Raw genomic sequence first — 12582 nt, 5'->3', positions numbered from 1 at the left:
CCTTTCTAATGTGATTGTGTTTTACTATTTAAATAATCAGTGAGCGCAAATAACACGCCAGAGCTTACAAAGGTGACATGGATAATCACTTTCCAAAATAGCTCCTCACTTGAATGAATATTAGAATTAATAAATACCTTTAAAAGCTCAACCGCAGATATGGCAACAATTGCGCTAATAAGCTTCATTTTTAAGCCAGAGAAACCTACTTTTCCCATCCATGACGGCCTATCTTCGTGGCCCTCAATATTAAGCTTTGAAACAAAATTCTCATAACCACTAAAAATAATAATAAGTAATAAACCAGCCAGTAAAGCGGTATCAACGAGGGTAAGTATACCCACTAATAACTCTTGGTTTGTTGCACTAAAAGTGGCAATACCCATTAAATAAAGTTGCTTAAAAAACTTTATTAATAGCAATATTACAGCAAATAGTAGGCCTACAAAAAACGGGGCTAATAACCAGCGCCCTTTAAATATAAACGACTCTAAGCCCTGCTCTACTTTGTGTATTTTACGAGGCGTACTGGTTGGTTTTGCTTGGTGTTCTGACATTAACTTATCTTTTTATAAAAAAGCGACCTTAGCTTATAATTTATTACAACACAATTACTTATATAATTATTTAAGCGTAATTTACTCATCTTGACGATAAAAATTTTTCGTTATCTTTTATTTTAATTTCGATTAAAAATCACTACACCAACAGAGTTGTTCTGCATTGGGCACTATTTAAATACAGCTTTAAAATGTATTTAAATCGTAAAACCATTTATTTAGGAATCAACAAATGAATAAAGCATTGCTAGCATTAATAGTTGCACCACTTTTTGCTGTATCTGCAACGGTTGCAATCGCAGACGATGCACCAGTAGCTTCTGCACAAACAATTAAAGAATACACAGATATGTGTGTAAATTGGGCTAAAGATGATGATGTAAGTAACGACGATCTATTTGGCTATGTTCTTCAATGCGTTAATGATGAATTAGAGTCTGAAGGCTACAAAAAAGTATCTACTGTACAAATCTAAACAATAAAAAATATGCGGCTAATAAAGCCATTGCGACGCATATAATCATAAAAAAACCGGAATGACACAGGCTGTGTATTCCGGTTTTTATTTGTCTTAGGCTAAATAAATTTTAACGTTTATTCAGCTTCTTTTTTTGCTTTAGGTTTAGCTGGCGATTTTTTCGCAGCCGCTTTCTTTTTAGGCGCTGCTTTTTTCTTCGCTTCTTCTACCCATTTACCCGCTTCATAGTGAGCGGTCCAGCCTGTGGCTTTTCCGTCAACTTCAGTCATCACGTATTGCGCTTTATTTTTACGGCTATAACGTACTACGGCTAAATTGCCATCAGGATCTTTTTCTGGCGCATCAGCTAAGTAATAAAACTTAGGTGAAATACGCTCTCTAAAACGCTTTAGCTCAGCCACTTTAGGCGCGCGCGTCTCGCGTGATTTAGGGAAAGTGTTAGCCGCCAAGAAAATACCTGCAGCCCCGTCACGTAAAACAAAATAAGCTTCTGACTTTTCACATTCAAGTTCAGGTATGTGCACAGGATCTTCTTTTGGTGGCGCAGCTTCGCCGTTTTTAAGTAACTTACGCGTATTTTTACACTCTTCGTTGTTACAGCCAAAATACTTACCAAAACGGCCCGACTTAAGCTCCATGTCTGAACCACATTTATCACATTCGATAATAGGCCCATCGTATCCTTTAATTTTAAAGGTACCTTGCTCAACGATATACCCTTCACATGCAGGGTTATTACCACAAACATGTAATTTACGGGTTTCGTCTATTAGGTAAGAGTCCATAGCCGTTTCACAGATTGGACAGCGCTTCATTTGCATTAATGTTTCAGTTTCAATGTCCTCAACATCTGCCGCAACCGCTTCATCCCCTGACACTAGGTTCATAGTGGTTGTACAACGTTCTTTAGGCGGTAAGTTATAACCTGTACACCCTAAGAAAACACCCGTTGATGCTGTTCGAATACCCATTTTTCTGCCACATGTAGGGCAGTCAATGTCGGTTTCGACCATTTGATTAAGGCGCATTCCGCCTTGCTCTGGCTCATCTTTGGCTATGTTTAATTGCGTAGAAAAATCAGCATAAAACTTATCAAGCACTTGGGTCCATACACGCTCGCCTTCGGCGATATCATCTAAACGACCTTCCATTTTTGCTGTAAAGTCAAAGTTCATTAAATCAGTGAAGTTTTCAACCAAACGGTCGGTAACAATTTCGCCCATTTTTTCAGCGAAAAAACGACGGTTTTCTACCCGTACATAACCACGGTCTTGAATTGTTGAAATAATTGATGCGTACGTAGATGGACGACCAATACCACGTTTTTCAAGCTCTTTTACTAAACTTGCTTCACTAAAGCGCGCTGGCGGTTTAGTAAAATGCTGCTTAGGGTCAAGCTCAATCAAACTAAGTACTTCACCTTCTTTTACTGCTGGCAGCGATTGATCTTCTTCATTCTTTTTACGTACCGCAGGTTGTACTTTTGTCCAACCATCAAAGCGAAGTACTCGCCCTTTTGCTTTTAGTTGAAACTCATCAGCGGCCACAGTAAGCGTTGTTAAGTCGTACTCTGCAGGTACCATTTGACAGGCAACAAATTGACGCCAAATTAATTCGTACAGTTTTTTGGCATCGGCATCAACACCTTCAACATGCCCAGAAAGTACAGTGACACTTGAAGGACGGATCGCTTCGTGCGCTTCTTGTGCGTTGCCTTTAGAGCTGTAGCTAATTGGGTCTTTAGGTAAGTACTTTGCGCCAAACTCTTGGGTTACATAATCACGACACATTTCAACTGCATCTTTTGACAGATTAGTTGAATCGGTACGCATATAAGTAATGTAACCGCCTTCGTAGAGGCGCTGTGCAAGCATCATTGTTTTTTTAACGCCATAGCCTAAACGTGTACTGGCGGCTTGTTGCATGGTTGAAGTAATAAAAGGCGCACTTGGGCGGCTTTTGCTTGGTTTTTCTTCAACACTTATTACTTTATATTCGGCTGTCTCAAGGCTTTTAACTGCGGCTGTAGCCTGAGCCTCATTTACCGGCTTAAATGGCTTGTCAGCTTGTTTGGTGACTTCTAAGCGTAATTGTGACTCAGTATTTTTAACATCGGCGTGTATATCCCAAAACTCTTCTGGAATAAACGCTTTAATTTCACGTTCGCGCTCTACTAATAAACGTACCGCAACCGATTGCACACGCCCAGCAGAAAGCCCGCGCGCTACTTTAGCCCATAATAATGGCGATACCATAAAGCCAACTACACGGTCTAAGAAGCGGCGTGTTTGTTGTGCATATACCATGTCGGTATTTAGTTCACCAGGTGTTTCAAACGCTTGTTGAATCGCATTTTTTGTAATTTCGTTAAATACAACGCGTTTATATTTTTCAGGCTCACCACCAATAATTTCTTGAAGGTGCCAAGCAATTGCTTCCCCTTCTCTATCCAAATCCGTTGCGAGATAAACTTGGTCTGCATTTTCGGCCAGCTTTTTTAACTCTTGAACTACTTTCTCTTTACCTGGCAAAATTTCGTAATGTGGCTCCCACCCTTTTTCAGGATCAATACCCATACGTGCAACTAAGTTAGTGTAATCTCGTTGCTGTTTATACGCTGCCTTTTCTTCAGGCTCCATTTTACGAACTTCAGCTGGCGTTTTAGTCGCCGGTACTTTAGCTTTGTTCGAACCTGAAGTAGGTAAATCACGCACATGTCCAATACTGGACTTTACGATGAAGTCTTTACCTAAGTATTTATTAATTGTTTTAGCCTTAGCAGGTGACTCTACAATTACTAGCGATTTGCCCATAGTTGCCTATTTCTAACCAAATATTTAAATGTGTTTTGCCGACATAAACGGCGCGAATATTTATAGGTATATCTACAAACACCTATTGTTACAAGCTTTTAATACAAACTTTTCAGTATTTACTGAATAAACAAACAATTTTTGTTGTTAAATTATACAAACCGGTGTTTTTAAAATAATTGCTGTGGAATATATAGAACACAAATAAAAAAGCCAACCTTAAGGTTGGCATTTTTGTTTAATCATTACCGAATTACAGTTTTGCATCGTGTAATATTGTTATTGACGACGACGAAATCAAACCTGATGTTGCCGTTGTGGTAATAGTTAAAGCACCACTAACTACCGCATTTCTATCTTCAACTAACACTCTTGATATGCTAAATGAAAGATTAGCAGGTTGAATACTTGTCGTGTTAGGGAAAGTATAATTCGTCGTGCCTGAAAGTTCTCCTTGATCCGTATTGACGTTCACCTCAGAGCCCGCTGGTAAAGGGTTATTATAAATATCTGCAATGAATACCGTCACCCCAGCAGTAGTAACCCCGGTGCCTTCGGTTAAATCAATTTGCGATATTTGACACATTTGCGCACTTGTTGGATCTACAGGATTCCTACGTACGAGTGGACTTGCAGGGTCACTATTAACGCGTACTTCGGTCGCTGTAACACCAGGTATTGCGGCACAGTCATCAGCAAACGTAACAACCCTGAAGAACGCAGCATCCCCTGACATCACTATTTCTTGATTTTGGAATACATTAACCAGTTGACGACTACAAATACCTGCGGCTTCGTCTTCTTCACGACACAGTAAACCATTGTATAGGCCGTTTTCTGTGGTCCATGTACCATTGCCATCAAAATCGACAAATTCTTCAAACTCATCACCGGTTGAGTTATCACGTGAACAGGGGTCGGTTCCATCATTACAGTCTTTACCGCCATAGGTGCCATCTTCATTGTTATCGATAAAGGCTTCTGGAATATCAAATAAATCATCAAAAAAGTCTTCACTGTCAAAGTAGCCGTTGCCATTTAAATCAGAAAACGTTTCTTCACCAATTGCATAAGCATGTACAGTTGCACGTCCACCTAACGGTAAATCTACCGTTAAGTCATTATTTAAAATTCCTAATGGGCATGGTAAGCCACCATCACACTTTTGCGTAATGGTATTTTCATACATAGAGTCAGTAAACGGGCGTGGGTTACTGCTGGTCCACGTTACGCTACACGTACCATTGGTTGTTGTACAACTGGGCTCTATTACGCCCCCTTCTGTGATAAAGCTAACAGCTGTTCCATCTGGCACAGGGTTGTTAAAGTGATCAGCTAGGCGAGCATTAACCGATACCGTATTACCATCAACATTTAACGCATGAGGGTTAAATATTGAACGCGATAGCGAAAAGCTATTTTGATCAGCAATACCTGTACTAATTACAAGAATATCTGAAGGGGCGGTTACAATAACCGTGTCGCCATCTACGTCTTCTTCGCTAGAAGCGATAACACGCACAGGCGTAGCAATTGAACCTGATTGAACTGAGGTAGTCACTTCACCGCTGGCATTAGTAATTGCACTGGCTGTGCCTAACGTTATACCACCGACTGCCGTTGACAGCTCAAAGTTAACCGTTCTTGAAGCTAAATCATTGCCATTTGAATCCACAAGTTTAAATGTTACTTCAGAGATTTCAGTTCTGTCAGCACCACCCGTACCTTTTAATGCAATTACTGGCTCAGTCACTTCTACAAATTGTAAAAAGCCAATATTGGCAGGTGATACATTTATAGTGGTACTAGCAGAAACCGTATCGCCACCGGTGATCACGGTAGCCGTAATTATGTCGCCACCCACACAAGTAAGCGGACGGTATGTAGAGCGTGCAAAGCCGCCAATGCTGGTTACTGTTTCGTCTATAAGTGCTTGGCCAGAGCCAACACAACCAGATGAAAATTCAACAGTAAGTGGTGTGGTATATAGCTCACCGTCTTTTGAGATTTCAATTGAGATAAGTGCTGTTGCACCTGCAGCTAATAGTTCATCGTCTGCAACCGAGCTGCTAATAGCAATTTCAACATCTACAGCAGCAATTTGAAATGCCTTAGTTAAATCGCTATCGAGCACTGACACAGTAATTTCACCGGCGCCTACATCTTGACCAGGAACTATATCTAAAAGTGCGATACCATTTGCATCGGTAATAGCCGTGCCAGTTGAAGGTGTAATTGAGCCAATTGTTGTACTCGCTGTTACTAGGGTCTGCGTAAGAGGAGTTGTCGAATTCTCGTTAGTCACTTCGATATAAAGAATCGCCGTTGAATCACCTGAGATACTAGTTACTAGATCACACTGGCTTGCATCTCTTTGAGATTTAAAGTCTGCTGGACAATTTTCTAGGATTGAAAAACTAATATCTGCAGTACTTTGGTCTGGATTTACAGCATCACCTTTTGTATAAAAACCCAGCGTTTGCTCAACACCTTCGTACTGGGCTGTTATAACGCCTGCACCTTCTACAGTACCCGAAGTTAAGTTAATTGATGCAACACCACTCTCATTCGTTAGTGCAGTACCAATACTTGGGATTAAATTACCTAAAGTTGATGAGAAGTTTACAACTGCCCCTTCAACTTCAACGCCATCTCCGTCAAGAATAGTTGCTTTAACAACTGCGCTATCTGCAGCGCTGATTGTGCTAATTTCTGATAACGTCGTTGAAGAGGTAAGACTTAAACCGATAGAAAAGTCTAATGATTCACCTTGAATGGGCGCATCCCCTTCAGTTGTAAATGTATAACCTTCAGAGCTATAAACAGTATTTTCGTTATCGGTGTAGGTGGCCACAATAGAGCCAGCCCCAGCTTCAGTCCCTGCAAGCAAGCTAATTGTTGCAATGCCTTGTTCGTTTGTTAAAGCTGTACCATTTGTAGGATTTATACTCCCTAAACCAGTAAGTACAAACTCAATTAATTGGTAAGCAGCGGGTTCATTATCAATTAATAGTTCAACCTGCGCGGTAACAGGGTTTAAATAATCAACACTTCGAGTCGTAGCTCCAGATGAATCAACAAGCGTTACACTCAATTGTGGATCTGTTGATTGTGCGCCATCCGACTCAAATGCAAACGTATCGGTGTAACTTTCGCCATCTACTGTATAGGTTGCTGTTACTTCACCAGCTCCTGCATTTTCACCCGCGGTAAGTTCCAGTATCGCTATACCATCTGATTGGGTTAACGCTGTACCTGCTGTAGGGTTTAGTTCACCGATTGAGTCAGCAAGGGTAAAAGTAATACGCTCACCTGAGACTGCATCGCCATCTTCATCTTCTAAAGTAGCTCTAAGCTCTAAAGGAGCAGCCGCTGTGACCGTGTTTGACTCAGTGTCACTAGATTGTAAGTAACCTTTTAAAGTTACCGTGTAAGTGGATGTTTCTGTAGTAGAATCGTCATCATCTCCGATGGTGCCGTCTTTTTCGATTGTTCCACCACCACCACAAGCGCAAAGCAAAATGCTAAATAGTGTAATGCTGAGTAGTCGCGTTAAAGGCATGGACCTCTCCCTAGCGTTGTTATTATTTACTAATAGTTGTTTACCTAATATTAACCTATAACTTAGTCTAATATCACAGTTTTTTGTCACTTTTTTATGTAAATAATTCCGCAAAGGCTATTTTTTTCTGTAGTAAATATTTCCTTGCTGGTAGTCTATGGCAAATTTGAAAAAATAGATTAGGGAATATGTCTAAAATACGTTCAATGAGTTTAACTACCCGTATCATGATTGGCATGGCACTAGGTATTGCAGTAGGCTTTTTATTTCAGGCTATATTAGCTGGTGAAGACGATTATCTAATTCCTCTTGGGTTATTCTCTTTGCCAATTAAAGCTTTTTTTGTAGATGGCCTTTTCCATGTTGGCGGACAAATTTTTATTGCCAGCTTAAAAATGTTGGTTGTGCCGCTGGTATTTGTATCACTTGTATGTGGTACGTGTAGCTTAAGCGATCCTAAAAAATTAGGCCGTTTAGGTGGTAAATCGATTGGCTTATATTTAGTTACAACTGCCGTGGCAATTACCGTAGCTATTTCACTGGCGTTATTATTTAACCCAGGTCAAGGCATTGCACTGCCATCAGATGCAAGCTTTAATGCTAAAGAAGCCCCTACCTTAGCGCGAGTGATTATCGATATGTTCCCTACTAACCCATTCGAAGCGATGGCTAAAGGGAACATGCTGCAAGTTATTGTGTTTGCGCTTTTATTTGGTGTATCAATGGCGCTAAGTGGCAAAGCAGGTAAACGTGTAGCCGCAGTATTTGAAGATTTAAACACGGTTATTTTAAAACTAGTAACGCTACTTATGAACATTGCACCTTACGGTGTGTTCTTTTTAATGGCTAAACTTTTTACCACTATCGAAATGGGATTAATACTCAGCCTAGCTAAGTACTTCCTTGTAGTAGTGGCGGCGTTATTAATTCACGCGTTTATTAATTACAGTATTATTTTAAAAGTATTAACAGGCCTTAACCCGCTTACCTTTTTAGCTAAAATGAAACATGCGTGTTTATTTGGTTTTAGCACTTCAAGCTCAAGCGCGACTATGCCTATTACACTTGAAACTGCGACCAAAAAACTCGGCGCTAATAACTCGGTTGCCTCTTTTACTATTCCGCTAGGCGCTACCATTAACATGGATGGCACAGCCATTATGCAGGGCGTGGCAACAGTATTTATTGCACAAGTGTTTGCTGTTGATTTAACGATTTCTGATTACTTAATGGTTATTCTAACCGCAACGCTTGCCTCGGTAGGCACTGCGGGTGTGCCTGGTGTGGGTTTAATCATGCTTGCAATGGTACTTAACCAAGTAGGTTTACCAGTAGAAGGGATTGCAATTATTATTGGTGTTGACAGATTACTCGATATGACGCGCACAGCCGTTAATATAACGGGTGACTGTATGGTAACTTGTGTGGTTGCTAAATCAGAAGGTCAATTAGATGAAACAATATTTAACGACCCGAACGCAGCTAAAGACTTAGAAGATTACCACAAATCTACTGAGTAATTATTTAAGCCCATAAAAAACCCTTGCTATGCAAGGGTTTTTTATTACCTTTAATAACGTTTTATGGGTTCATTGCTTTAAAACGCGACATTAAATTAACGCCTGCTTTATTTACAGAGCTACTTAGCCCAATTGCTAACTTATCACTTAACCCTTTCTTAATTTTGTATTTTACTTTGTATATTTGACGCTCAGCTTGTTGCTCTAATAACGCATCATCACTGGTTTTAATTACATCAACTAAGCCCTTTTCAATTGCTTGTGTTGCAAACCAATGCTCACCCGTTGCCACATTATCAATACTAAGTGTTGGCCGTTGGCTGCTTACAAACTCTTTAAATAAACCATGTGTTTGCTCTATTTCATCACGAAACTTTTCGCGGGCTTTATCTGTATTTTCGCCGAACAAGGTTAACGTACGTTTAAATTCGCCTGCTGTAATTTGCTCAAACTCTACATCGTTTTTCTTTAAAATTTTATTAAAGTTAGGTATTTGTGCAATTACACCAATAGAGCCAACTATAGCAAAAGGAGCCGCTAATATTTCATCGGCCACACAGGCCATCATGTAACCGCCACTCGCTGCTACTTTATCAATAGAAACCGAAAGCTTAATACCTGCAGTTTTAAAACGCTGTAATTGCGATGCAGCTAAACCATAGCCATGCACCACGCCGCCCCCACTTTCTAAGCGAACTAATACTTTATCTTTCTCAGGATTAGCAATGGCAATAATTGCGGTCACTTCTTCGCGTAGGCTTTCAACTTCATGAGCGTCCATACTACCTATAAAATCAATAACATATAGGCGTGGCTTCGGCTCATCATTTGCCGCTTTTTTAGACTCGACTTTTTGCGCTTTATGATGCGCCTTTAACTCTTTTTTAGTTAAAGTATTTTCTAAAAAGCTGTGTTTTAAGTCATCTAGTTGCTCAGACAAATCGTCTATTTCTATGGCTCCCTTTTTAGCTTTAGGTTTTACTGCTGAACCCACAATAAGAGTTAAAATAATTGCAATAGCAATAACAAAGGTAACCGTTTTAGCAAAAAACAAACCGTATTCGTATAAAAATTCCAACTGGTCTCTCCATTTATAAATTTAAGCTAATTTATCATGCTTTATAACAAAAAAAAGCCACTAAACAGTGGCTTTTCAAGGTTAATAAGGTTTTTGCTGATTAATCAGTCACAACCTCTGGGTTACTGACTAATAACATACGCCCGCGTGCAGCTAAATAAGTAGCTACTTGGAGCTGCATTTCAGCGTTTGCTGCTGCACTGCCCTCAACTGTTGCCGCTTGGGCATCGTCTTGTGCTGGCGTTAAAATTGAGCCATGGTGCCCTTTTGTAAATTTCACCAAATAACTCGCCGGGGTTTCACTTAGTGCTTGTGAAGTGCTTACTGTTTCAAGCCCCATTAATGTTGCTAACGGAATTGTGCCCGATATAGGGTTATTTGCTGCCGCTGGCGGAATAACTTGGTCTGGTTTGTTATCTGCGCCATCGCCTACAACTACATTAGTGTATACAGGGGTACCTAATGCATTTACCGCTGCTGCGTAATTTGTTGGGTCTCCGCTATCAAGTGCGGTTTGCGCTGCAAAAGCAAACTCGGTCATTACCGCTTGAATGTTAGCAAGCTTTGTAGTTTCCCCTGCCGTAGTAAGTGAGGTTACATACGCCTGATAGCCACAAGTTAAAAACGCTTCCATATCTGGTAATAATGTACCACAGTTTGAAATAGCATCTGCTTGTAAAAACTCGTTAAACTCTTGCGACTCTGCTGTACCAGCTTGCGATAATACAGAGCCTTGAATAAATGGCCCAAACGCAGCCGATTCAAGTAAAAAGCTTGCTATACCGCCACCGCCACTGGCAAGTGCTACCGTGTTTACCTTAAATAATGGGTCAACTGTATCTGCAAGCGGAGTATTAGCCTGAGCTATAAATGCAGGTGCAACAATAGAGCCTAAAGAATGCCCTACATAGGTTACATCTTGTGCGTTAATTGTCGCATCATTAATAAAGTTTAAACCTAAGCGTAAGCCTAATAAATCTGCTGATGATTGACGCAAGCTATCACGAGCCACTAACAACGAGTTTAAGTTCATGTAACTTAGTACTGAACCTGTTGTTGCATTAAAGTCATCTGTCCCATCAGCATCAACATCTACACCACGCTCACCATGGCGAGGATGGTCAATCGCCGCTGTGGCAAAACCTTGAATTGAAAGTTGTGCAGTGAGTGCCAACATGCTTTCTTTGTCTGTTGTTATACCGTGTTGCATAATAACAACTGGCCAGCCAGTTTCTGGCATTTCAATTGGATCAAGACCTTGTGAATCACGAATAAAATTAATAACCGGTAAAATAGGTTTGGTTATTTGCACTGGCACATTCGCCATGCTTTGCACTTTAGGAATAGAGTTATACTTAGTTAAATGGCGCGTAGTGTCTAAACCTAAATCACGCAACTGTCCGTCACTTAACGCAGCACAAAGCCCATCATTATCGCTAATTGGCTCTGCAGGGAAAGCCTCGCCTGCTGCAGCTTTGTAACCTAAAACAGCTACCGCGTTGTCACACATACCTTGCCAATATGTATCATTTAAATCGCTTATTTCAGTGCCTGTTGGGGTGCCTAAATACATAGGTAACATAACGCTACCTTTTAAATATTGCACACCAGAGAACGCATCCGATACGCTAACACCCGCAGCTGCAAATACTTGCTGCACATTTACCATTGCTTGTTCAGGTACACTTACCATTGGTGTTGGCAAAGCATCATTTTGTAAGCTAGCTGCCAGTAAGTTTTTAATTGTGCCAAGCACAGGACCCGCTGATTGAATAGTCATAGCAGCAGAAAATATAATATCATCTTTTGTAATATCACCTGAGCTTACAACCACATTCTCATAGCTATTTACTGCCGCTTGAAGACCAAGCTGAGCATCAGTAATCAATGGCGCTTCTTCACTTACAGAAGCGTAAGTAGAAGAAGGCTGAATAGAACGCCCTTGAGAGTCTTTTAATCCAGTGGTTAATACATTTATGTAAGAACTTCCTGGTGTGAAAGGTTTTAATGGGATAATAGCAACTGCATCGCCAGAGGCTTGAGAAATGAAGTCTACGCCGTAGGTTAATTCACCTACCAATTTACACGCTGAACCAGCTGTAACAACAGCACATTCTGCGTCAGTTAAGCTTGCGCCCATAACCACTTCAAAAATTCTTACTGTACCAGGCGACGCTGCAGAGGTTTCATCAAGCGATACACCTGTAGGGAAAGTTAAATCAATTTTGTAAGGCACTTGCGATGACCAGCCATCTAACGCACCTAGCGCTAATTGCGGATCTGCATAAGCAGTGCGAGGCACAGAGACGTTATCATCGTCTAATTCACCTGGAATATTAATTGTGCCGTCTTGAGTGCCGCTCATTAATAAATCGTTAGGGACAGATAAAACCCCATTCGCAGGGTCAAAGGTCACCGTGGCATTAGGTATTATGGTTGCAGTATCGTTTTTAACATCTTCTAATGTTTCTCCGCCGCCACAACCTGCTAACGCAGCTGTAACCGAGAGTGAGAGTAGCATTTTTTTCATATTGTTGGCTCCGCACATATCTTTATTTTTATAGTGTGTTC

7 protein-coding genes are annotated in these 12582 nt (G+C 40.6%); 2 read left to right on the top strand and 5 right to left on the bottom strand.

Annotated elements, in window-relative coordinates; translation table 11 throughout:
• Positions 1 to 5: 5 nt before the first annotated feature.
• Complete coding sequence (locus AN390_RS06155; RefSeq protein ID WP_055253277.1) at positions 6 to 557, bottom strand: TIGR00645 family protein; 552 nt, start codon at positions 555 to 557, stop codon at positions 6 to 8.
• Positions 558 to 792: 235 nt separating this feature from the next.
• Here AN390_RS06155 and AN390_RS06150 point away from each other — a divergent pair, with 235 nt between their 5' ends.
• Positions 793 to 1035, top strand: coding sequence for a hypothetical protein (locus tag AN390_RS06150; protein ID WP_004587793.1), 243 nt, complete (start codon positions 793 to 795; stop codon positions 1033 to 1035).
• Between the two features lie 119 nt (positions 1036 to 1154).
• Here the strand turns inward: AN390_RS06150 and topA are convergent, their stop codons facing one another.
• Both topA and AN390_RS06140 read right to left on the bottom strand, forming a co-directional pair.
• Positions 1155 to 3851: a type I DNA topoisomerase gene (gene topA, locus AN390_RS06145; RefSeq protein WP_055253275.1), complete on the bottom strand. Its 2697-nt coding sequence runs from the start codon at positions 3849 to 3851 to the stop codon at positions 1155 to 1157.
• A gap of 253 nt (positions 3852 to 4104) precedes the next feature.
• Positions 4105 to 7413: an Ig-like domain-containing protein gene (locus AN390_RS06140; protein ID WP_054982406.1), complete on the bottom strand. Its 3309-nt coding sequence runs from the start codon at positions 7411 to 7413 to the stop codon at positions 4105 to 4107.
• 188 nt (positions 7414 to 7601) lie between these two features.
• On the opposite strand from AN390_RS06140, the gene AN390_RS06135 reads away from it, so the two are divergent.
• Positions 7602 to 8933, top strand: coding sequence for a dicarboxylate/amino acid:cation symporter (locus tag AN390_RS06135; protein ID WP_004587790.1), 1332 nt, complete (start codon positions 7602 to 7604; stop codon positions 8931 to 8933).
• Positions 8934 to 8994: 61 nt separating this feature from the next.
• Here AN390_RS06135 and sohB read toward each other — a convergent pair whose 3' ends face one another.
• Positions 8995 to 10011 carry a protease SohB gene (gene sohB / locus AN390_RS06130; protein ID WP_055253273.1) on the bottom strand — a complete coding sequence of 339 codons (1017 nt, stop codon included), beginning with the start codon at positions 10009 to 10011 and terminating at the stop codon, positions 8995 to 8997.
• Between the two features lie 100 nt (positions 10012 to 10111).
• Positions 10112 to 12541 carry a VolA/Pla-1 family phospholipase gene (locus AN390_RS06125; protein WP_054982404.1) on the bottom strand — a complete coding sequence of 810 codons (2430 nt, stop codon included), beginning with the start codon at positions 12539 to 12541 and terminating at the stop codon, positions 10112 to 10114.
• Between the last annotated feature and the right edge of the window lie 41 nt (positions 12542 to 12582).

The organism is Pseudoalteromonas sp. P1-11 (genome assembly GCF_001399995.1).
Classification (GTDB): Bacteria; Pseudomonadota; Gammaproteobacteria; order Enterobacterales; family Alteromonadaceae; genus Pseudoalteromonas; species Pseudoalteromonas atlantica.
Note: the sequence above shows the minus strand (reverse complement) of the source record. Positions and strands in the feature narration are given on the sequence as shown.

Bases quoted from the DNA above. Each gene is read 5' to 3' on its own strand.
- topA (WP_055253275.1), bottom strand. From the start codon at position 3,851: ATGGGCAAATCGCTAGTAATTGTAGAGTCACCTGCTAAGGCTAAAACA.
- AN390_RS06135 (WP_004587790.1), top strand. From the start codon at position 7,602: ATGTCTAAAATACGTTCAATGAGTTTAACTACCCGTATCATGATTGGC.
- AN390_RS06150 (WP_004587793.1), top strand. From the start codon at position 793: ATGAATAAAGCATTGCTAGCATTAATAGTTGCACCACTTTTTGCTGTA.
- AN390_RS06155 (WP_055253277.1), bottom strand. From the start codon at position 557: ATGTCAGAACACCAAGCAAAACCAACCAGTACGCCTCGTAAAATACAC.
- AN390_RS06125 (WP_054982404.1), bottom strand. From the start codon at position 12,541: ATGAAAAAAATGCTACTCTCACTCTCGGTTACAGCTGCGTTAGCAGGT.
- AN390_RS06140 (WP_054982406.1), bottom strand. From the start codon at position 7,413: ATGCCTTTAACGCGACTACTCAGCATTACACTATTTAGCATTTTGCTT.